The organism is Pseudomonas sp. NFX224 (assembly GCF_048565165.1).
In the GTDB taxonomy this organism is placed as follows: domain Bacteria; phylum Pseudomonadota; class Gammaproteobacteria; order Pseudomonadales; family Pseudomonadaceae; genus Aquipseudomonas.
The window spans coordinates 2042231-2064262 of record NZ_CP183416.1; the positions used below are offsets into that span (position 1 = coordinate 2042231).

The window sequence follows — 22032 nt, forward strand, 5'->3', positions numbered from 1 at the left end:
TTGGCTCCCATGGCAAAAGTTTTGCAAAAAGCTGAGGCCAGCCGTTCAGGAAAAGTTAAAACGTCGCGAATCAGAGCAACACCACGTCGTATTGTTCCTGGGAATACATGGTTTCCACCTGGAAGCGAATGGTGCGCCCGATAAACCCTTCAAGTTCGGCAACGTTCCCCGACTCTTCATCAAGAAGACGATCGACAACTTTCTGGTTCGCCAATACACGATAGCCTTCCGCCTGATAGGCGCGAGCCTCGCGGAGGATTTCGCGGAAGATTTCGTAGCAAACGGTTTCCGGTGTCTTGAGCTTGCCGCGCCCCTGGCAGGCAATACACGGCTCGCAAAGCACTTGTTCAAGGCTTTCGCGGGTGCGCTTGCGCGTCATCTGCACCAGGCCCAACTCGGTAATGCCGATGATGTTGGTCTTGGCGTGATCGCGCTCCAGCTGTTTTTCCAGCGTGCGCAGCACCTGGCGCTGGTGCTCTTCATCTTCCATGTCGATGAAGTCGATGATGATGATCCCGCCCAGGTTGCGCAGGCGCAGCTGGCGAGCGATGGCGGTCGCAGCTTCGAGGTTGGTCTTGAAGATGGTTTCTTCGAGGTTGCGATGCCCGACGAACGCCCCGGTGTTGACGTCGATGGTGCTCATGGCTTCCGCCGGGTCGACCACCAGATAACCGCCGGATTTCAGCGGGACCTTGCGCTCCAAGGCTTTCTGGATTTCGTCCTCGACGCCGTACAGGTCGAAAATCGGCCGCTCGCCGGGGTAGTGTTCCAGACGATCGGCGATCTCAGGCATCAATTCGGCGACGAACTGCGTGGTTTTCTGGAAGGTTTCCCGGGAATCGATGCGAATCTTCTCGATCTTCGGACTCACCAGGTCACGCAGAGTCCGTAGCGCCAGACCCAGGTCTTCATAGATCACACTTGGCGCGCTGATGGTTTTGATCTGCTCGCTGATCTGGTCCCAGAGGCGGCGCAAGTAGCGGATGTCCATGAGGATTTCATCGGCCCCGGCACCTTCGGCAGCTGTTCGCAGGATGAATCCACCCGCCTCCTTGATGCCTTCTTTGGCGACGCAATCGGTGACCACTTGCTTGAGGCGGTCGCGCTCGGCTTCGTCTTCGATCTTCAGCGAAATGCCGACATGTGCAGTGCGCGGCATGTACACCAGGTAGCGCGACGGGATCGACAACTGCGTCGTCAACCGTGCGCCCTTGGAGCCAATCGGGTCTTTGGTGACTTGCACCACCAGGCTCTGGCCTTCGTGCACCAGGGCACTGATGCTCTCCACCGCTGGGCCTTCGCGCAGGGAAATTTCCGAAGCATGAATGAACGCAGCGCGATCCAGGCCGATGTCGACGAAAGCCGCTTGCATGCCGGGCAGTACCCGCACGACTTTGCCCTTATAGATGTTGCCGACGATCCCGCGTTTTTGCGTACGCTCAACGTGGACCTCTTGCAGCACACCGTTTTCGACCACCGCCACGCGTGATTCCATCGGCGTGATGTTGATCAGGATCTCTTCACTCATGGCAGGGTCTCGTTCAGGCATGTTCACGATAGTGGCCGCATCTGGTCTGTACGACGCTTAGCGCGCGTTATGGGTTTGCCAACAGGTTATGCCGAAATGGCCGAGCAGTTCTGCGGTTTCGCACAGCGGCAGTCCAACCACCGCCGAGTAACTTCCATTGAGCCCGGCGACAAACACCGCGCCCAATCCTTGAATGCCATAGCCTCCGGCCTTGTCCCGCGGCTCGCCGCTGGCCCAGTAGGCTGCCGCTTCATCGCGACTGATCTGGCGAAAACGGACCTGGCTGGTGATGACCCGAGACTCGCAACGCTCGCCATCCAGCACGGCAATCGCCGTCAGCACCTGATGCTCGTTGCCGGACAACATCATCAGCATGGCGCACGCATCGGCTTCATCAACCGGTTTGCCAAGAATTTTTCCGTCGAGGACCACGGCGGTGTCGGCGCCGAGCACGCAAAAATCCGCATCGGACACAATGGCGTCGCGCCCGGCCGCCGCTTTTCCGCGCGCCAGACGTTCGACATAGGCCGAGGGCGATTCTTGAGCCAAAGGGGTTTCATCGATGTCCGCGCTGACGGCGGTGAACGGCACGCCGATCTGCGTGAGCAGTTCACGCCGACGCGGCGAGCCAGAGGCGAGGTACAGCAGGCTCATCAAGACATCTCCCTGTCGAGGTGCGGGCAAATGCCTGACCGAATTAATTGATTTTGTAGCGTCGACGCAACCCGCGCAAACCGAAGCTTACCCAAGGCCAGAGCAACGCACTGACCAGTGCCGGCAACACCAGCGCCAGCGTTGGCTGACGATTGCCGGTCAGGGCACTGAGCCAAAGCTGGACAAGCTGCGCAAGACCGAAGATCACCAGGATCACCAGACTCTGCTGCCACATCGGGAACATCCGCAGACGTTGCTGCAGCGCCAGCACCAGGTAGGTGATGAGCGTCAGGATCAATGCGTTCTGGCCCAGCAACGTGCCATACATCACGTCTTCAGCCAGGCCCAGGCACCATGCGGTGACCATCCCGACTTTCTGCGGCAGGGCCAGCGCCCAGAACGCCAGCAGCAAGGCCAGCCACAGCGGGCGAAGGATTTCCATGAATTGCGGCAACGGCGACACGCTGAGCAGCATGCCGATGGCGAACGTCAGCCAGACCAACCAGCCGTTCCGGGAGGCTTTGACACCGACCATTATTCTCGTCCCCCAGTGGTAGCCGGTGCAGAGACTGGCGGTTTGGCAGCAGGTTTCACGACAGCGGGCTGGGCCGCCGGTGGTTTGGCGGCGGCAGCGGGCGCAGTCACAGGCGGTTTAGTCGCGGCTGGATGCGCGGCCGCAGGCTTGACCGGCGTGGCGGTAGCCGGTGCGGTCGCCGGAGCTGCTGGAGCGGTCGGAGCCGCAACAGCTGTCGGAACGATTGCCGGGACGATTGCCGGTTTAGGCACGGTCGCCGGGATGATCGGCCCACCGCCCTGCGCATCCAGAGATTCCTGGGCCTGCGCGGCGTCGTTGGCACGTTCTTCCGGAGTACGAGTGTCGCTGAACACCAGCAGCAGGTAGCGGCTGCGGTTCAGTGCCGCGGTCGGCACGGCGCGAACGATGGCGAAAGGCTGGCCGGAATCGTGGATCACTTCCTTGACCGTGGCCACCGGGTAGCCCGCCGGGAAACGCTGACCAAGCCCGGAGCTGACCAACAGATCGCCTTCCTTGATGTCGGCGGTGTCCGCCACGTGACGCAACTCAAGGCGTTCCGGGTTCCCGGTGCCGCTGGCAATCGCCCGCAGACCGTTACGGTTAACCTGTACCGGAATGCTGTGGGTGGAATCGGTCAGCAGCAGGACACGCGAGGTGTACGGCATCAGCTCGACCACCTGACCCATCAGGCCACGGGCATCGAGCACCGGCTGACCGAGGACCACTCCGTCGCGCTCACCCTTGTTGATGATGATGCGATGGGTGAACGGATTGGGGTCCATGCCGATCAACTCGGCCACTTCGACCTTCTCGTTGACCAGTGCCGAAGAGTTGAGCAACTCGCGCAGCCGAACGTTCTGCTCGGTCAGGGAGGCAAGCTTTTGCATGCGCCCCTGCAACAGGAGGTTTTCGCTCTTGAGTTTTTCGTTTTCGGCGACGAGTTCAGTCCGGCTGCCAAACTGGCTGGCCACACCCTGCCATAGCCGCTGCGGCAGGTCGGTGATCCAGTAAGACTGCATCAGCACCAGCGACATTTGGCTACGCACTGGCTTGAGCAGTGTGAAGCGGGCATCGACCACCATCAGCGCGACCGAAAGCACGACCAGCACCAACAAGCGCACGCCCAGTGAGGGACCCTTGGTGAAAAGCGGTTTAATAAGCCGCTCCTCCCAGGCAAATGTTCTCTTTATTCATACGGCAGCAAACCGGCCTGGATGCAGACTGACAGAAGATAAACGCGAACAGGCAGCACTGCAAAGTGCCGCCTGCGCGCTCAACAGCATAGAGGCGATCCGGCGACTTATTCGCTGGAGAGCAGATCCATGGTGTGTTTATCCATCATTTCCAATGCACGGCCACCGCCGCGAGCAACGCAGGTCAGCGGATCTTCGGCGACGATCACCGGCAGACCGGTTTCCTGGGCCAGCAATTTGTCCAGGTCACGCAGCAGGGCGCCACCACCGGTCAGTACCAGACCACGCTCGGCGATGTCGGAAGCCAGTTCCGGAGGCGATTGCTCCAGCGCACTTTTCACGGCCTGAACGATGGTTGCCAGGGACTCTTGCAGAGCTTCCAGCACTTCGTTGGAGTTCAGGGTGAATGCGCGTGGAACGCCTTCGGCCAGGTTACGGCCACGAACGTCGACTTCGCGAACTTCACCGCCCGGGTAGGCAGTACCGATTTCCTGCTTGATGCGTTCTGCAGTCGACTCGCCGATCAGGCTGCCATAGTTGCGACGCACGTAGGTGATGATCGCTTCGTCGAAACGGTCGCCGCCCACACGGACGGATTCGGCGTAAACCACACCGTTCAGGGAGATCAGCGCGATTTCAGTGGTACCACCACCGATATCCACGACCATCGAACCGCGAGCTTCTTCTACCGGCAGGCCGGCACCGATCGCAGCAGCCATTGGCTCTTCGATCAGGAACACTTCACGAGCACCGGCACCGAGGGCCGATTCACGGATGGCGCGACGCTCGACCTGGGTGGACTTGCATGGAACGCAAATCAGCACGCGAGGGCTAGGTTGCAGGAAGCTGTTTTCGTGAACCTTGTTGATGAAGTACTGCAGCATCTTTTCGCAGACGCTGAAGTCGGCGATCACGCCGTCCTTCATCGGACGAATGGCAGCAATGTTGCCCGGCGTACGGCCGAGCATGCGCTTGGCTTCGGTGCCGACAGCAACGACACTTTTCTGGTTACCGTGTGTCCGAATGGCCACAACCGATGGCTCATTCAGGACGATACCGCGCTCGCGCACGTAAATAAGGGTGTTGGCAGTGCCCAGGTCAATGGAAAGATCGCTGGAAAACATGCCACGCAGTTTCTTGAACATGGGAAAGGGACCCTAGGCAACGCGTGGGTAAAAAAGTGCGGCAAACTCTAACAACGACAGGGATTTTGGGCAAGGCGCCAATATGTTAAATTGGCCGCTTTTCTGTGCACCAAGCCCCACAATCGCGGCCTTATGACCGTAGAAGTGCGGTAGTGTTCCGACAATCTAACACACGGACGCTGTCCGTTTTGTTTTCCACTGGAGAATCCCAATGGCGCTAGAACGCTCCGACGTGGAAAAAATCGCTCATCTGGCCTGCCTTGGCCTCAATGATGCCGATCTTCCACACATCACTTCGGCCCTCAACAGCATTCTCGGGCTGGTCGACGAAATGCAGGCGGTCAATACCGACGGTATCGAGCCGCTCGCCCACCCACTGGAAGCCAGCCAGCGCCTGCGTGCAGACGTCGTGACCGAGACCAATAACCGCGAGGCCTACCAGTCCATCGCACCAGCGGTCGAAAACGGCCTGTACCTGGTTCCGAAAGTCATCGACTAAAGGGAAAGAGCCTGCAATGCATCAATTGACTCTGGCCGAGATCGCCCGCGGACTCGCCGATAAAAAGTTTTCCTCCGAAGAGCTGACCAAGGTCCTGCTGGCGCGCATCGCCCAGCTCGATCCACAGCTCAACAGTTTCATCAGCCTCACCGAGGACCTGGCGCTGACGCAGGCGAAAGCCGCCGACGCCCGCCGGGCCAATGGTGAGAGCGGCGCCCTGCTCGGCGCGCCGATCGCCCACAAAGACCTGTTCTGCACCCAGGGCATCCGCACCAGCTGCGGCTCGAAGATGCTCGACAACTTCAAAGCACCGTACGACGCCACCGTCGTCGCCAAACTGGCCGCTGCCGGGGCCGTGACCCTGGGCAAGACCAACATGGACGAATTCGCCATGGGTTCGGCCAACGAGTCGAGCTACTACGGCGCGGTGAAAAACCCGTGGAACCTGGAACACGTACCGGGTGGTTCGTCGGGTGGTTCTGCTGCCGCGGTCGCCGCTCGTCTGCTACCCGCCGCCACTGGCACCGACACGGGCGGTTCCATTCGTCAGCCCGCGGCCCTGACCAACCTCACCGGGTTAAAACCGACGTACGGTCGCGTTTCCCGCTGGGGCATGATCGCCTACGCCTCCAGTCTCGATCAGGGCGGCCCGATGGCACGCACCGCCGAAGACTGCGCAATATTGTTGCAAGGTATGGCCGGCTTCGATCCAAACGACTCCACCAGCATCGATGAGCCCGTGCCGGACTACAGCGCCAGCCTCAACGGTTCGCTACAAGGCCTGCGCATTGGCGTGCCAAAAGAGTATTTCAGCGCCGGTCTCGACCCGCGCATCGCCGAGCTGATCCACAACAGCGTCAAAGAGCTGGAAAAGCTCGGCGCGGTGATCAAGGAAATCAGCCTGCCGAACATGCAGCACGCGATTCCTGCGTACTACGTGATCGCTCCGGCGGAAGCCTCTTCCAACCTGTCGCGTTTCGACGGCGTGCGCTTCGGCTATCGCTGCGAAGATCCGAAAAACCTCGAAGACCTCTACAAGCGCTCCCGTGGCGAAGGCTTCGGGCCGGAAGTGCAGCGCCGGATCATGGTCGGCGCCTATGCGCTGTCCGCCGGTTACTACGACGCCTACTACCTCAAGGCGCAGAAGATTCGTCGCTTGATCAAGAACGACTTCATGGCTGCCTTTAATGAGGTCGACATCATCCTCGGCCCAACCACGCCAAACCCGGCCTGGAAGCTCGGCGCCAAGAACAGCGACCCGGTCGCTGCGTACCTGGAAGACGTCTACACCATCACCGCCAACCTCGCGGGTCTGCCGGGCTTGTCCATGCCGGCCGGTTTTGTCGACGGACTGCCGGTCGGCGTGCAACTGCTCGCCCCGTACTTCCAGGAAGGCCGCTTGCTCAACGTTGCGCACCAGTATCAGTTGAACACTGACTGGCACACCCGCACCCCAACCGGCTTCTGAGGAGATACACATGCAATGGGAAGTCGTGATCGGGCTGGAGATTCACACCCAGCTCACCACCCGGTCGAAAATCTTTTCCGGTAGTTCCACCACCTTCGGTTCCGAGCCGAACACCCAGGCCAGCCTCGTAGACCTGGGCATGCCCGGCGTGCTGCCGGTGCTGAACCAGGAAGCGGTGCGCATGGCGGTGATGTTCGGTCTGGCGATTGACGCCGAGATCGGCCAGCACAATGTGTTCGCCCGTAAAAACTATTTCTACCCGGACCTGCCGAAGGGCTACCAGATCAGCCAGATGGAATTGCCGATCGTCGGCAAGGGCCACCTGGACATCGCCCTTGAAGATGGCACGGTCAAACGCGTCGGCATCACCCGCGCGCACCTGGAAGAAGACGCCGGCAAGAGCCTGCATGAAGAATTCAGCGGCGCCAGCGGCATCGACCTGAACCGTGCCGGCACGCCGTTGCTGGAAATCGTTTCCGAGCCAGACATGCGCAGCGCGAAGGAAGCCGTGGCCTACGTCAAGGCGATTCACGCACTGGTGCGTTACCTCGGGATTTGCGACGGCAACATGGCCGAAGGCTCGCTGCGCTGCGACTGCAACGTGTCGATCCGTCCAAAAGGCCAGGTCGAGTTCGGCACTCGCTGCGAGATCAAGAACGTCAACTCGTTCCGCTTCATCGAGAAAGCGATCAACAGCGAAATCCAGCGCCAGATCGAATTGATCGAAGACGGCGGCAAGGTGATCCAGCAGACCCGTCTGTACGATCCGAACAAGGACGAAACCCGTCCAATGCGCAGCAAAGAGGAAGCCAACGACTACCGTTACTTCCCCGATCCGGACCTGCTGCCGGTAGTCATCGAGAACTCGTTCCTCGACGACGTGCGCGCCACCCTGCCGGAGTTGCCACCGCAGAAACGCGAACGCTTCCAGGAGCAGTTCGGTCTGTCGGTCTATGACGCCAGCGTGCTGGCCACCAGTCGCGAACAAGCCGATTACTTCGAGAAAGTCGCGAGCATCGGCGGCGACGCCAAACTGGCGGCGAACTGGGTGATGGTCGAGCTTGGCAGCCTGCTCAACAAGCAAGGCCTGGACATCGAAGAGTCGCCGGTCTCGGCCGAGCAACTGGGCGGCATGCTGTTGCGCATCAAGGACAACACCATCTCCGGCAAGATTGCCAAGGTGGTGTTTGAAGCGATGGCCAACGGCGAAGGCAGCGCGGACGAGATCATCGACAAGCGCGGCCTCAAGCAAGTGACCGACACCGGCGCGATCTCGGCGGTGCTGGACGAAATGCTCGCGGCCAACGCCGAGCAAGTCGAGCAATACCGCGCGGCAGACGAAGCCAAGCGCGGCAAGATGTTCGGCTTCTTCGTCGGCCAGGCCATGAAAGCCTCCAAAGGCAAGGCCAACCCGCAACAAGTGAACGAATTGCTGAAAAGCAAGCTCGAAGGCTGATGCAAATGGAGCCAGCCTTCAAATCTGGCTCCACTCCTTGTGGGAGCCAGCCTGCTGGCGATAGCGGTCTGACATTCAACATATCCGTGTCTGACACTCCGCAATCGCCAGCAGGCTGGCTCCCACATTTGTTTTCGGGAAACCTTCAATGAAGCGTCTGCTCAGCCTTTGCGCCCTGCTCTCTCTACTGGCCGGTTGCGCCAGCACCGACACCGTCGATCCACACGGCTACGACAAAACCGGCGTTGCCTCGTATTACGGCGCCAAACACCAAGGCAAACGCACCGCCAGCGGCGAGCGTTTCGACAAGAATTCCATGACCGCCGCCCACCGCCAGTTGCCGTTCGGCACGCGGGTGAAGATCACCAACCTGAACAACGACAGATCCTGCGTGGTGCGCATCAACGACCGCGGGCCGCATACCCGTGGCCGTCTGATCGATCTGTCCCATGAAGCCGCCGAACGCTTGGGCATGCTCAAGAGCGGCACCGCGCGGGTACGCGTGCAAGCCCTCGACTGACACCTGGAGCCCTGGCCATTTTCGGACTAGCCGACTTACCCCTGATCAGCGTGATCGAATTGCTCAGCGGACTGTTCCTGCTGATTGCCGGCGCCGAATTGATGGTGCGCGCCGCCGTGCGCCTGGCCGCCCGCCTGCATGTGCGTCCTCTGATCATCGGCCTGACCATCGTCGCCCTCGGCAGCAGCGCGCCGCAAATGGCCGTCAGCCTGCAAGCCACGCTGGCCCACAACGCCGACATCGCCGTCGGCAGCGTGATCGGCAGCAGCATTTTCAACATCCTCGTCACGCTCGGGTTATCGGCGCTAATCATTCCGCTGCGGGTTTCGCGGCAACTGGTGCGCCTGGACATTCCGCTGATGATCGGCGCCAGCCTGCTGGTGTTCGTCCTGGCGTGGAATGAAGAATTGACCCGCGCCGACGGCGTGATGTTGCTGACGGCGTTGCTGCTGTATCTGGCGTTGTTGCTGCGCCAGTCACGGCATTCTGTGCGCCCGGTATCGACCCATGATCACACCGGGGAGGCGCCATGGTTCACCAGCCTGCTGATGATCGTCGCCGGTCTGGGGATGCTGGTATACGCCGGGCATTTACTGCTGGGCGCCGCAGTGGCGGTCGCCACTGATCTCGGGCTGTCCGAGCGGATCATCGGCCTGACCATTGTCGCCGTCAGCACATCACTGCCGGAGCTCGCCACCTCGTTGATCGCTGCCTTGCGCGGTCAGCGGGAGATTGCCGTGGGCAACGTCATCGGCAGCAACTTGTTCAATCTTCTGGGGGTGCTGGGTTTGACCGCGCTGGTCGCGCCGTCACCCTTGTCGGTATCGCCCAACGCTCTGGAATTCGACTTGCCGGTGATGCTCGGCGTCGCGGCGTTGTGCCTGCCGGTGTTCTATTCCGGTTACCGGGTGACCCGCGCCGAAGGCCTGCTGTTTTTGGGTTTGTACCTGGCTTACGGCCTGCACGTGGTGTCGTTCACCACCGGCATGCCGCTGGCGGGCAAGCTTGAACATTTGATGCTGTTTTTCGTCCTGCCGGCGCTGTTGGCGTTCTTGCTGTTCACGTCGCTGCGCGCCTGGCGTCGCCAACACCATAAGAGGGAATTGCCATGACCGAAAACAAGAAACCCGGCGTTGAAGTACGTCGCCAAGTGATGGGCGACGCCTTCGTCGACCGCGCGCTGGGCAATGCCACCGAATTCACCCAGCCGTTGCAGGACTTCGTCAACGAGCACGCTTGGGGGGCGGTGTGGAATCGCGAAGGCCTGCCGCTGAAAACCCGCAGCCTGATCACCCTCGCCGCGCTGACCGCGCTGAAGTGCCCGCAGGAATTGAAAGGCCACGTGCGCGGTGCGCTGAACAATGGCTGCACCGTGGATGAGATTCGTGAGGCGTTGCTGCATTGCGCGGTGTATGCGGGCGTACCGGCGGCGATTGATGCGTTTCGGGCAGCGCAGGAAGTGATTGATGCGTACCAGAAGCCGGAATAATTTCGTTGTCTTGAAAAGATCGCAGGCTGCGATCTTTTGATTTTCAGATCCACCCGCCCCACTGCAACAAAAAAATCCCGATGTTGGTGGTCACCGCCGCCATCAGCGTAGTAATCACGATGATCGCCGCCGCCAGCTCATGATTGCCGTCCGCCGCGCGGGCCATGACAAAACTGGCCGCGGCGGTCGGGCTGCCGAAGTACAGAAACAGAATCCCCAGCTCCGCACCGCGAAAGCCCCACAGCCACGCACCGAGCGTTGCCAGAATCGGCAGGCCGAGCATTTTCACCAGGCTTGAACTGAACGCCATCGAACCGCTTTTACGCATCGCCGCGAGCGACAGCGTGCCGCCGATGCAGATCAACGCCAGCGGTAATGTGGTTTGCGCCAGGTACTGGCCGGACGTCTCCAGCCATCCCGGCAGGCTGATTTTGAAGTATGCAAAGGGGGCCGCCGCAAACACGCTGATGATCAACGGATTGATCATGACGCTTTTGCAGATGCTCCACGGATCGGACTTGATCACCGGGCTGTACACCGCCAACACAATGGTCGAGAGCGTGTTGTAGAACAGGATCACCAGCGCCGCGAGAATCGCTCCGAGGGAAATCCCGTAGTCGCCGTACATGCTCGCCGCCAGCGCCAGGCCGATCACCCCATTGTTGCCGCGGAAGGCGCCCTGGGTGTAGATCCCGCGATCCTCACGCGGGCACTTGAAGATCGCCCAGCCCCAGGCAATGGCAAAGCACACCAGGGTCGCGAGGGAGAAGTAGATCAGCAGCGCCGGTTGCAGCGCGGCGTGCAGGTCGGCATGCAGAATGCCCAGAAACAGCAACGCCGGCATGGTGACGTTGAATACCAGGGATGACGCGGTGTGGATGAAGTTGTCGTTGATCCAGTCGATGCGTTTGAGCAACACCCCGAGAAACAGCATGGCGAACACCGGTGCGGTGATGTTCAGGGTTTCGAGGAAAATTGCCAGCATGCCGGGAGGACCTTTGGGTGGGCGTCGTTAGGTGGCTAATGATAAGCCACCGAGGACGTTGCCGTCTGGTAGATCGACATCGCCAGCAGGCTGGCTCCCACAGGAGATCTTCTCTGTTGCACAAACTGTGTGAACACTGAAGAACACTGTGGGAGCCAGCCTGCTGGCGATGAACGATAACGCGGTCTCAGGTGATCGGCGCCGGGTTGAACAACGTGATGTCGTTATGCAGCTTGTGCTTTTCAGCCCACGTCTGCTGCTTGCCGCTGGCCACGTCCAGGTAGTAGTGGAACAACTCCCAGCCAAGCTCCTCGATGGAAGCGCGGCCGGTAGCGATTCGGCCTGCGTCGATGTCGATCAGGTCCGGCCAGCGTTGCGCCAGTTCGGTCCGGGTCGACACCTTCACCACCGGCGCCATGGCCAAGCCGTAAGGCGTGCCACGCCCGGTGGTGAACACATGCAGGTTCATCCCCGCCGCCAATTGCAACGTCCCGCAGACAAAGTCGCTGGCGGGGGTCGCGCAGAAGATCAGGCCTTTGTCCTTGAACCGCTCGCCAGGGCCAAGCACGCCGCTGATCGCGCTGCTGCCGGACTTGACGATCGAGCCCAACGACTTCTCGACAATGTTCGACAACCCGCCCTTCTTGTTGCCCGGCGTGGTGTTGGCGCTGCGATCCGCTTCACCCTTGGCGAGATAACGGTCGTACCAGTCCATTTCCCGTACCAGTTCCTGAGCGACTTCCTTGGTTTGCGCCCGAGAAGTCAGCAGGTAGATCGCGTCGCGCACTTCGGTGACTTCGGAGAACATCACCGTCGCACCGGCGCGCAGCAACAGGTCCGAGGCGTAGCCCAGCGCCGGATTGGCGGTGATGCCGGAGAACGCATCACTGCCGCCGCACTGCATGCCGAGGATCAGCTCGGACGCCGGCACGGTTTCCCGACGACGTTGATCGAGCTTCTTCAGACGGGTTTCCGCCAGTTCCATGATCTGCTCGATCATCTCGGTGAAACCGTGGCTGGAATCCTGCAAGCGATACAACCACGGCTCGCTCAAGTCCACCGAAGCATCGTCTTCGTGCATCACCTGCCCGGCCTGCAATTTTTCGCAGCCCAGGCTGATCACCAACGCTTCGCCGCCCAGGTTCGGGTTGCGCGCCAGATTGCGCACCGTGCGAATCGGGATGTACGCGTCAGTCGCGGTGATCGCCACGCCACAGCCGTAGCTGTGGGTCAGCGCCACCACGTCATCGACGTGCGGGTACTTGGGCAGCAACTCGTCCTTGATGCGCTTGACCGCATGATCCAGCACACCGGTCACGCATTGCACAGTGGTGGTGATGCCGAGAATGTTGCGCGTGCCGACGGTGCCGTCGGCATTGCGATAACCCTCGAAGGTGAAGCCTTCCAGCGGTGCTTGCGCGGCCGGCACTTCGGTGGACAGCGGCAGGCTGTCCAGCGGCGGCGCGGTCGGCATGCGCAATTGATCTTCCTTGACCCAACTGCCGCGTGGAATCGGCTGCAAGGCGTAGCCAATGACCTGGCCGTAACGAATCACCTGGCCACCCTCGGGAATGTTTTCCAGGGTGACCTTGTGGCTCTGTGGCACGAAATCCACGGTGACCAGGCCGTCCGAAAACTCGGTGCCGGCCGGTACGCCCTGATCGTTGACCACGATCACCACGTTGTCCCGCTCGTGCAGGCGGATGTAGCGCGGCGAGTCGGAATGTTCAATCAACTGCATGACGCCGCTCCTCAGGAATGCGCTTGAGACAATTTGTTGTTGGTTTCAGGACCGTTGACTGGTGGCTCTTTGAGCACCACTCGCTTGATCGGACCAACGATGACCAGATAGCTGAACACCGCGACCAGTGCGTTGCAACCGACGAATACCAACGCCCATTTGAACGAACCGGTGGAACTGATGATGTAGCCAATCACGATCGGGGTGGTGATCGAAGCGATGTTACCGAAGGTGTTGAACAAACCACCGCTCAGGCCGGCAATCTGCTTCGGCGAGGTGTCGGACACCACGGCCCAGCCAAGCGCACCCACGCCTTTGCCGAAGAATGCCAGCGCCATGAAGCCGACGACCATCCATTCAACATCAACATAGTTGCAGGCCACGATGCTGCTGGAAACCAGCAGGCCGGCAATGATCGGCGCCTTGCGAGCGAACGTCAGGGAATGGCCTCTGCGCAACAGGTAATCGGAAATCACCCCGCCGAGTACACCACCGATGAAACCGCAGATCGCTGGCAACGAGGCAATGAAACCAGCCTTGAGGATGGTCATGCCACGCTCCTGCACCAGGTACACCGGGAACCAGGTCAGGAAGAAGTAAGTGATGCCGTTGATGCAGTATTGGCCCAGGTACACGCCGAGCATCATGCGGTTGGTCAGCAGTTGACGGATGTAATCCCACTTCGGACCGTCGCCCTTCTTGCCCTTGCCTTTGTCCTGGTCCATGTCAACCATGCCGCCGTTGTCGGCGATGTGCTTGAACTCGGCGTCATTGATCATCGGGTGCTGGCGCGGGCTGTAGATGACTTTCAGCCAGACGCCGGAGAAGATGATGCCGATCACACCCATGACGATGAACACGTGCTGCCAGCCGAAGCTGTAGACGATCCAGCCCATCAACGGTGCGAACAACACGGTGGCAAAGTATTGCGCCGAGTTGAAGATCGCCGAGGCGGTGCCGCGTTCAGCGGTCGGGAACCAGGCTGCCACGATACGTGCGTTGCCAGGGAAGGATGGCGCTTCGGCCAGGCCCACCAGGAAGCGCAGCATGAACAGCGCAACCACGGCCGTGGACATGCCGAACTCGCCGACATAACCCTGTAGCACGGTGAACAGCGACCAGGTGAAGATGCTCAATGCATAGATTTTTTTCGAGCCGAAACGGTCCAGCAACCAGCCACCGGGAATTTGCCCGGCCACGTAGGCCCAACCGAATGCGGAGAAGATGTAACCGAGGGTGACCGCGTCAATGCCGAGGTCTTTTTGCAGGCTGGAGCCGGCGATTGCGATGGTAGCCCGGTCGGCGTAGTTGATCGTGGTCACCAGAAACAGCATGAGCAGGATCAAATAGCGGACGTGAGTCGGCTTCTGGGTCGATTGCATGTAGATGTACTCCCACTGATTATTTTTATGCGGGTCAAACATTCTTTGGTTTTGTGCCGCGCAAGGCCCTGGGCGTGGGCATTGCGCGGGTGCAGCGTGGGGTTACGATCCGATGTAGGCAGTTTTTACGACCGTGTAAAACTCTTGCGCATAGCGACCTTGCTCACGTGATCCATAGGATGAACCTTTACGCCCACCGAACGGAACGTGGTAATCCACGCCGGCGGTCGGCAGGTTGACCATCACCATCCCGGCCTGGGAGTGGCGCTTGAAGTGGTTGGCGTACTTCAACGACGTGGTAGCGATGCCCGCCGACAGACCGAATTCAGTGTCGTTGGCCATGGCCAGTGCAGCTTCGTAATCGGCCACGCGGACGATGTTGGCCACCGGGCCAAAGATCTCTTCCTGGCTGATACGCATCGACGCTTCGCTGTCGGCAAACAGCGTTGGCGCGAGGAAGTAGCCCTCGGTGTCGCAAGTCACCAGACCACCGCCGCTGACCAGACGCGCACCTTCGGACTGGCCGATGTCGATGTACTTCATGTCTTGTTCAAGCTGAGCCTGGGAAACCACTGGACCGATGTCGGTACCGGCTTTCAGCGCGTGGCCGACCTTGATCGACTTCATGCGTTCGGCCATGGCTTCAACGAACTTGTCGTGGATGCCGGCGGTGACGATGAAGCGGCTCGATGCCGTGCAACGCTGACCGGTGGAGTAGAACGCGCTCTGTACCGACAACTCGACCGCTTGCTTGAGGTCGGCGTCGTCGAGAATGATCTGCGGGTTCTTGCCGCCCATTTCCAGCTGGACTTTCGCTTGACGCGACACGCAGCTCACGGCGATCTGGCGACCGACGCCCACGGAACCGGTGAAGCTGATGCCGTCGACTTTCGGGCTGTGCACCAGTGCATCGCCAACCACACGACCGCTGCCCATCACCAGGTTGAACACGCCGGCCGGGAAGCCTGCACGGGAGATGATTTCCGCCAGCGCCCAGGCGCAGCCCGGTACCAGATCAGCAGGCTTGAGCACGACGCAGTTGCCGTAGGCCAGGGCCGGGGCGATTTTCCACGAAGGAATGGCAATCGGGAAGTTCCACGGAGTGATTAGACCAACCACGCCCAAGGCTTCGCGAGTCACTTCGACGTTGACGCCCGGACGCACCGACGGCAGGTAGTCGCCGGACAGACGCAGGCACTCACCGGCGAAGAACTTGAAGATGTTACCGGCGCGAGTCACTTCGCCGATGGCTTCGGGCAGGGTCTTGCCTTCTTCACGGGCCAGCAGGGTGCCGAGTTCTTCGCGACGGGCGAGGATTTCAGTGCCGACTTTATCCAGCGAATCGTGACGCGCTTGAATGCCGGAAGTGGACCACGCCGGGAACGCGGCACGGGCAGCATCGATGGCGGCGTTAACCTGAGCCAAGTCAGCCTTGGCGTAATCGCCAATGGTGTCGCTCAGCTCGGACGGGTTGATGTTGGCCGAGTAGTCGCCACCGGCAACCCATTCACCATTGATGTAGTTATCGAAACGCTTTGCATCTGCCACTTTAAGATCTCCTCACGCAAAAAGCCGCTGATTGCTCAGCGGCCTTACTTAATCGGATGTGTTACTGCGCACCCTGCTTGTCGATCAGCGCGGCGAGCATTTCGTACTCTTCGCCGGTCAGGTCGGTCAGTGGTGCACGCACAGGACCTGCGTCGTAACCGGCAATTTTTGCCCCCGCCTTGACGATGCTCACGGCATAGCCAGACTTGCGGTTACGGATGTCCAGGTACGGCAGGAAGAAGTCGTCGATGATCTTGCCAACGGTGGCGTGATCTTCACGAGCGATCGCGTGATAGAAGTCCATCGCGGTTTTCGGGATGAAGTTGAACACCGCCGAGGAGTAGACCGGCACGCCCAGCGCCTTGTAGGCGGCGGCGTAGACTTCAGCGGTCGGCAAACCGCCCAGGTAGCTGAAACGATCACCGAGGCGGCGACGGATCGACACCATCAGCTCGATATCGCCCAGGCCATCCTTGTAGCCGATCAGGTTCGGGCAACGCTCGGCCAGACGCTCCAGCAGCGGCGCGGTCAGGCGGCAGACGTTACGGTTGTAGACCACGACGCCGATGTTGACCGATTTGCACACGGCTTCAACGTGGGCGGCAACGCCGTCCTGGCTGGCTTCGGTCAGGTAGTGCGGCAGCAGCAACAGGCCTTTGGCGCCCAGACGCTCGGCTTCCTGTGCGTACTCGATGGCCTGACGAGTCGAACCGCCCACGCCGGCCAGGATTGGCACGCTGGTGGCGCAAGTGTCGACGGCAGTCTTGATGATTTCCGAATATTCGCTGGCCGCCAGAGAGAAGAACTCACCGGTGCCGCCTGCGGCGAACAGAGCCGAGGCGCCGTATGGGGCCAGCCATTCCAGACGCTTGATGTAGCCAGCGCGGTTGAAGTCGCCCTGTGCATTGAAATCGGTAACCGGGAAAGACAGCAGACCGGAAGAGAGGATGGACTTCAGTTCTTGTGGATTCATTATTCGAACACCCTGAGTTGCGACGTTGTGTGAGAAAACCGTTCAGCCCGACGCTGAGGTTGTAGGTCATCGTACAACTTAAAATACAACCGTCAACTGCATTTCATCGCTGGAGGTGAAAATTGTTCGACAAGAACGGCTGAGACTCAGGTTTTTAGCGGGCTTCAGCGGAGGGAGAAGAGTTGCGAGCGCCGAGATAAACGGTCGCTTGAGAGATACGTTGTCGGAAGATTTGGGATGTTTTCAGGTTTTTTATACGGCTTACGGCCCTCTCGCGAACAGGCTCGCTCCCACAAGGATCTTCAATGTGGCGAGATCTAGTGCAGGAGCGAGCCTGCTCGCGATAGCGGTAGTTCAGACGATGGGGGCGTCTGAGGCAGTCAGACTAAACCCGCTGCGCCTCAGCCTCTTCATGCGCATGACGCAACCGCTCACGGCTGTTGGTCAGGTGTAAGCGCATGGCCGCACGAGCCGCATCGGAATCCTGACGAGCAATGGCGTCGTAGATTTCTTCGTGCTCACGGCTCAGGCGATTCATGTAGTGCTGCTGATCGTCGTGAGCCAGCCGCGCGGAGTTGAGACGGGTGCGCGGAATGATGCTGGTGCCCAGGTGCGTCATGATGTCGGTGAAGTAGCGGTTGCCGGTCGATAGCGCAATCTGCAAATGGAACTGGAAGTCCGAGGCCACGGCGTCGCTGGCGTGGGAGACGCTTTCGTTCAGCGCATCCAGTGCTGCGCGCATCAGTGCCAATTGTTCGGGGCTGCGACGTTGCGCGGCAAGACCGGCGGATTCCACCTCGAGACTGATGCGCAACTCCAGAATCGCCAGCACGTCACGCAGGGTCACCACGGTTGCCGGGTCGATACGGAAACCGCTCGGGCTCGGCGTATCCAGCACGAACGTGCCGATCCCGTGACGGGTTTCCACCTGCCCTGCCGCCTGCAAACGGGAAATCGCTTCGCGCACCACGGTTCGGCTGACGCCATGGGCGTCCATGATCGCCGACTCGGTGGGCAACTTGTCACCACGCTTGAGGTGACCGTCGCGGATCTGCTCGGACAGCACCGTCACCAGTTCCTGAGCGAGGCTGCGGCGCTTGCGAGGTAGGCGTGGTGCGTCGTTCAGGTTTTCCATGGTGGACATCTGTCTCGAAAATTCGGCTGCTGAAACCGCATCATAACGCAACGCGGTTGTACGATCACCACCACCCCTGCCGGAGTGTTTATGCGGTCACGGTCTGGTCTACCAAATGGCCGTTCTCGATCCGCACATGCCGTGGATGGAAACGCTTGAGACTGCTGCGATGGCCGACGCTGACAATGCTCAACCCCGGCAACTCATCGATCAGCGCCTGATACAGCGACGCCTCATCCTCTTCGTCCATCGCCGAAGTCGCTTCGTCCATATACAGCCATTGCGGTGCATACAGCAGCGCGCGGGCAAAGGCCAGGCGTTGCTGCTCACCCGGCGAGAGCATGCGCTGCCAGTGGTTGGCTTCGTCGAGACGCGCCACCAGATGCGGCAAACGGCAGGTTTCCAGGACGTGCACGTAACGCTCGTTCGGATAGGTATCGCCGGCCTGTGGATAACTCAGCGCCTCACGCAATGTGCCGATCGGCAGATAGGGTTTTTGCGGCAGGAACAGGTATCGCGCCGCCGGCAGGCGAATGCTGCCGTGGCCCGCGGGCCACAGATGCCCCATCGCCCGCAAAAGCGTCGACTTGCCGCTGCCGGAACGACCGCTGAGCATGACGCGCTCGCCCTCCTCCACGGTCATGTCGGCATTGGTCAGCAAGTGACGACCGTCAGCGAGATCCAGGCCAAGGTTGTGCATCTTCAAGACCGAACCCGTGTTCTGAACGTCGATGGCCGGTGCACGCCCTTCGTTGTCGGACATGGCCTGACGGAAGCTGAGCAGACGATCGCAAGTGGCGCGCCATGAAGCGAGGCTTTGGTAGGCACTGATAAACCAGCTGAAACTTTCCTGCACGTTGCCGAACGCCGAGCTGATTTGCATCAACTCGCCGAGTTCGATCTTGCCCGAGAGGTAACGCGGCGAAGCAACGATGAACGGGAAGATGATGGCGGCCTGGCTGTAACCGGCAGTAAAGAACGTCAAGCGCTTGGACACCTTCATGATGTCCCAGAAGTTGTGCCAGACCATCTCGAAGCGGCCGCTCAACCGACGATTTTCGTTCGGCTCGCCGTTGTACAACGCGATACTTTCGGCGTTCTCACGAATCCGCACCATGGAGAAACGCAGGTCGGCTTCGAAACGTTGTTGCTGGTTGTTCAGACCGATCAAGCGACGACCAATCAAATGCGTCAGCCAACTGCCCACCACGGCGTAGACCAGCACGCACCAGAACATGTAGCCGGGAATGGTGATGCCGAATACTTCGATACTGCCCGATACGCCCCAAAGAATGATCGAGAACGACACCAGACTGACGATATTGCGCAGCAGCCCGATACCCAGCTCAAGGGTGTTGGAGGTGAAATTGTTGAGGTCTTCGGAAATCCGCTGGTCCGGGTTATCGGTGTAACCGCCCTGCTCCAGCTTGTAGTAGTTCTTGTCACTGAGCCAACGCGAAAAATGCTTTTCAGTCAGCCAGGCCCGCCAGCGAATCGTCAGCATCTGGGTTAGATAGAGGCGGTACACCGCGCCGACAATCGCCACCGCCGCAATTGCGCAGAAGTACAGAATCAGCCGCCAGAACGCGGCTTCGTCCTTCTGTTGCAACGCGTTATAGAAATCCTTGTACCAGGTGTTGAACCACACCGAGATCCCCACGCTGATCAGTGACAGTGCGATCACCGCAATCAACAGCGTCCAGGCCCTGGCCTTCTCTTCACTCTGCCAGTAAGGCGTGATCATCGCCCATACTTTGCGAAAAAACTGCCCGCGCACAGCATCGTTGACCGCGGAATATTCAGCGTTCTGATTCATGAATAAGGCTCGATAGAGAAAAGTACACGCACGGACCGATCATAGATGATCGGTCCGGTTTGTCGCGAGGAGCGGTCCGCATTCGTTCAGCGCAGGTTCAGCGGCGAACGGGGCGTTTCTGCAGTTTGCGCTGCAATGTGCGGCGGTGCATGCCCAGGGCGCGGGCAGTGGCGGAGATATTGCCTTCGTGCTCGGTCAGCACACGCTGGATGTGTTCCCACTGCAAGCGGTCCACGGACATCGGGTTTTCCGGCACCAGGCTGTCGAGGTCGGCGTGTTCGGACAGCAGCGCGGCCAAAACATCGTCGGCGTCGGCCGGTTTGCACAGGTAGTTGCAGGCACCGCGCTTGATCGCTTCGACGGCGGTGGCAATGCTCGAATAACCGGTGAGGATCACCACGCGCATTTCCGGGTCCATTTCCAGCAACTTGGGCAGCAGCACCAGGCCCGAGTCGCCGTCCATTTTCAGGTCCAGCGCGGCATAGTCCGGCAGATCGGCCTTGGCCAGCTCCAGGCCTTCCTCGGCGGAGCCAGCGGTGCTGACGCGGAAACCACGGCGAGCCATGGCCCGGGCCATCACGCGGGTAAAGGTCGCGTCGTCATCGACCAACAGCAAATGCGGCAGTTCTTCGCCTTCGACTTGGATTTCGTCACTCATGTTCGTCTCCTCGGGCGCCGTGAGGCAGGCGCAGCTCGGTGAGCGTGCCGCCTTCTTCATGACTATAGAGTTTCACTGAGCCGCCGGCGCGTGTCACGCTGGCCTTGCTCAAAAACAGGCCCAGGCCGAAACCTTTGCCCTTGGTGGTAAAAAACGGCTTGCCGATCTGCTCGGCAATGGCCAGCGGCACACCGGCACCGTGGTCGCGGATGCTGATGGTCAAATCTTCGGCGTTCCAATCCAGGGTCACTTGCAGCCCCTCGGGACAGGCATCCGCCGCGTTGTTCAGCAAGTTCAGCAAGGCCTGGGTCAAGTCCGGCGGTGGTGCCATGCGTGGCACGGTGCCCTGGCCCAGGCGCTGGAAGCGATAGCTGGCTTCCGGTCGCATCAGATGCCAGCGATTGAGCGCTTCATCGAGCCAGTCGGTGACGTCCTGCATCTCCACCGCCAATCGGCGATTGGCCTCGGCGGCGCGCACCAGTTGCTGCAACGTTTCTTTGCACAGCTTGACCTGATCCTGCAGCACGCTCAGGTCGTCCTGCAACATCGGGTCGTGATGGTCCTGGCGCATTTCCTTGAGCAGCACGCTCATGGTCGCCAGCGGTGTGCCCAGTTCATGGGCGGCGCCCGCCGCTTGGGTGGCAACGGCCAACAACTGCTGATCGCGCAGGCCTTCTTCGCGGCGGATGGCGCGCAACTCTTCCTGACGGCGCAGTTCTTCGGCCATGCGCGCGGCGAAGAAAGTGATCACCGCCGCCGCAAGGGCGAAGCTCAACCACATCCCGTACACCTGCAGGTTTTCCCGGGCGATCGGGAAGGTTTGCAGCGGATAGAAGCGCGCCAGCAGCAAGGTGTACATCGTCAGCGCGATGCCCGACAGAATCACCGAGTAACGCCACGGCAATGTCACGGCGGCGATGGTCAGCGGCACCAGGTAATAAGAGACGAAGGGGTTGGTCGACCCCCCGGAGAAGTACAGCAAGGCACTGTGGATAAACAGGTCGCAGGCCAATTGCACGGCGTATTCAAGCTCGGTGACCGGCCACGAAGTGCGCAGGCGAATCGCCGTGAACGCACACAGCAGCATCGAGCAACCGAGGGTCGCGGCCAATTGGAACCAGGGCAGCGGCAGCAATTCGAGCCAGTATGCCAAGCCGACGGAACCGGCCTGGGCGGCCAGCACCAAGGTGCGAATGAACGTCAGCCGCCAGAGGTTCTGGCGAGTGGCGGAAGTGATTTGAACGGGGGCGAGCATGAGCTCTCCTGATGAGCGCTCCAGGCGGATCGCAGGGAGTATAACCAAGCGG

General features: G+C 60.4%; 20 protein-coding genes. 6 read left to right on the forward strand and 14 right to left on the reverse strand.

Translation table 11 applies throughout. The features are described 5' to 3' along the window. Positions 1 to 70: 70 nt before the first annotated feature. The 5 genes from rng to mreB all read right to left on the reverse strand — a co-directional run bounded on the left by rng (position 71) and on the right by mreB (position 5055). Positions 71 to 1528, reverse strand: a complete 1458-nt coding sequence (gene rng / locus ACNYC6_RS09265; protein WP_419712044.1) for a ribonuclease G — start codon at positions 1526 to 1528, stop codon at positions 71 to 73. Positions 1529 to 1585: 57 nt separating this feature from the next. Beyond that, the gene (locus ACNYC6_RS09270) at positions 1586 to 2182 is read right to left on the reverse strand and encodes a Maf family protein (RefSeq protein ID WP_419712045.1); all 597 of its coding nucleotides are present in this window, start codon (positions 2180 to 2182) and stop codon (positions 1586 to 1588) included. A 43-nt stretch (positions 2183 to 2225) separates the two neighbouring features. After that, complete coding sequence (gene mreD, locus ACNYC6_RS09275) at positions 2226 to 2717, reverse strand: rod shape-determining protein MreD (protein ID WP_419712046.1); 492 nt, start codon at positions 2715 to 2717, stop codon at positions 2226 to 2228. Then, a complete protein-coding gene (gene mreC / locus ACNYC6_RS09280) occupies positions 2717 to 3838 on the reverse strand; it encodes a rod shape-determining protein MreC (protein ID WP_419712047.1) in 1122 nt (373 codons plus the stop codon). Before mreC ends, mreD begins: the two co-directional genes overlap by 1 nt. Positions 3839 to 4017: 179 nt before the next feature. Continuing rightward, positions 4018 to 5055 (reverse strand): rod shape-determining protein MreB, encoded by a 1038-nt coding sequence (mreB, locus tag ACNYC6_RS09285; RefSeq protein WP_002555108.1) that lies wholly within the window; start codon positions 5053 to 5055, stop codon positions 4018 to 4020. Between the two features lie 211 nt (positions 5056 to 5266). Here mreB and gatC point away from each other — a divergent pair, with 211 nt between their 5' ends. The 6 genes from gatC to ACNYC6_RS09315 all read left to right on the forward strand — a co-directional run bounded on the left by gatC (position 5267) and on the right by ACNYC6_RS09315 (position 10487). Beyond that, on the forward strand, positions 5267 to 5554 hold the full coding sequence (gatC, locus tag ACNYC6_RS09290) for an Asp-tRNA(Asn)/Glu-tRNA(Gln) amidotransferase subunit GatC (RefSeq protein ID WP_007976465.1): 288 nt from the start codon (positions 5267 to 5269) through the stop codon (positions 5552 to 5554). A 16-nt stretch (positions 5555 to 5570) separates the two neighbouring features. After that, the gene (gatA, locus tag ACNYC6_RS09295) at positions 5571 to 7022 is read left to right on the forward strand and encodes an Asp-tRNA(Asn)/Glu-tRNA(Gln) amidotransferase subunit GatA (RefSeq protein ID WP_253562811.1); all 1452 of its coding nucleotides are present in this window, start codon (positions 5571 to 5573) and stop codon (positions 7020 to 7022) included. A 10-nt stretch (positions 7023 to 7032) separates the two neighbouring features. Beyond that, positions 7033 to 8478 (forward strand): Asp-tRNA(Asn)/Glu-tRNA(Gln) amidotransferase subunit GatB, encoded by a 1446-nt coding sequence (gene gatB, locus ACNYC6_RS09300; protein ID WP_150718643.1) that lies wholly within the window; start codon positions 7033 to 7035, stop codon positions 8476 to 8478. A gap of 148 nt (positions 8479 to 8626) precedes the next feature. Beyond that, on the forward strand, positions 8627 to 8998 hold the full coding sequence (locus ACNYC6_RS09305; protein WP_419712048.1) for a septal ring lytic transglycosylase RlpA family protein: 372 nt from the start codon (positions 8627 to 8629) through the stop codon (positions 8996 to 8998). Between the two features lie 50 nt (positions 8999 to 9048). Beyond that, positions 9049 to 10110, forward strand: coding sequence for a calcium/sodium antiporter (locus ACNYC6_RS09310; RefSeq protein WP_419712049.1), 1062 nt, complete (start codon positions 9049 to 9051; stop codon positions 10108 to 10110). Continuing rightward, positions 10107 to 10487, forward strand: a complete 381-nt coding sequence (locus tag ACNYC6_RS09315; protein WP_419712050.1) for a carboxymuconolactone decarboxylase family protein — start codon at positions 10107 to 10109, stop codon at positions 10485 to 10487. Before ACNYC6_RS09310 ends, ACNYC6_RS09315 begins: the two co-directional genes overlap by 4 nt. Positions 10488 to 10530: 43 nt before the next feature. On the opposite strand, the gene ACNYC6_RS09320 is transcribed toward ACNYC6_RS09315, so the two are convergent. The 9 genes from ACNYC6_RS09320 to ACNYC6_RS09360 form a co-directional block, all read right to left on the reverse strand. Further along, positions 10531 to 11472, reverse strand: coding sequence for an AEC family transporter (locus ACNYC6_RS09320; protein WP_419712051.1), 942 nt, complete (start codon positions 11470 to 11472; stop codon positions 10531 to 10533). A 187-nt stretch (positions 11473 to 11659) separates the two neighbouring features. After that, positions 11660 to 13213: a galactarate dehydratase gene (gene garD, locus ACNYC6_RS09325; protein WP_419712052.1), complete on the reverse strand. Its 1554-nt coding sequence runs from the start codon at positions 13211 to 13213 to the stop codon at positions 11660 to 11662. An 11-nt stretch (positions 13214 to 13224) separates the two neighbouring features. Beyond that, the gene (locus tag ACNYC6_RS09330; protein WP_419712053.1) at positions 13225 to 14595 is read right to left on the reverse strand and encodes an MFS transporter; all 1371 of its coding nucleotides are present in this window, start codon (positions 14593 to 14595) and stop codon (positions 13225 to 13227) included. A gap of 102 nt (positions 14596 to 14697) precedes the next feature. Then, positions 14698 to 16143, reverse strand: coding sequence for an aldehyde dehydrogenase family protein (locus ACNYC6_RS09335; RefSeq protein ID WP_419712054.1), 1446 nt, complete (start codon positions 16141 to 16143; stop codon positions 14698 to 14700). Between the two features lie 61 nt (positions 16144 to 16204). Further along, positions 16205 to 17116, reverse strand: coding sequence for a 5-dehydro-4-deoxyglucarate dehydratase (kdgD, locus tag ACNYC6_RS09340; RefSeq protein ID WP_338584682.1), 912 nt, complete (start codon positions 17114 to 17116; stop codon positions 16205 to 16207). A 385-nt stretch (positions 17117 to 17501) separates the two neighbouring features. After that, on the reverse strand, positions 17502 to 18251 hold the full coding sequence (locus ACNYC6_RS09345) for a FadR/GntR family transcriptional regulator (RefSeq protein WP_419712055.1): 750 nt from the start codon (positions 18249 to 18251) through the stop codon (positions 17502 to 17504). An 88-nt stretch (positions 18252 to 18339) separates the two neighbouring features. Next, a complete protein-coding gene (locus ACNYC6_RS09350; protein WP_419712056.1) occupies positions 18340 to 20067 on the reverse strand; it encodes an ABC transporter ATP-binding protein/permease in 1728 nt (575 codons plus the stop codon). Between the two features lie 97 nt (positions 20068 to 20164). Continuing rightward, on the reverse strand, positions 20165 to 20725 hold the full coding sequence (locus ACNYC6_RS09355; protein WP_034148296.1) for a response regulator transcription factor: 561 nt from the start codon (positions 20723 to 20725) through the stop codon (positions 20165 to 20167). Further along, positions 20718 to 21980 (reverse strand): ATP-binding protein, encoded by a 1263-nt coding sequence (locus ACNYC6_RS09360; RefSeq protein WP_416127870.1) that lies wholly within the window; start codon positions 21978 to 21980, stop codon positions 20718 to 20720. The genes ACNYC6_RS09355 and ACNYC6_RS09360 overlap by 8 nt, the downstream gene beginning before the upstream one ends. Positions 21981 to 22032: the final 52 nt, after the last annotated feature.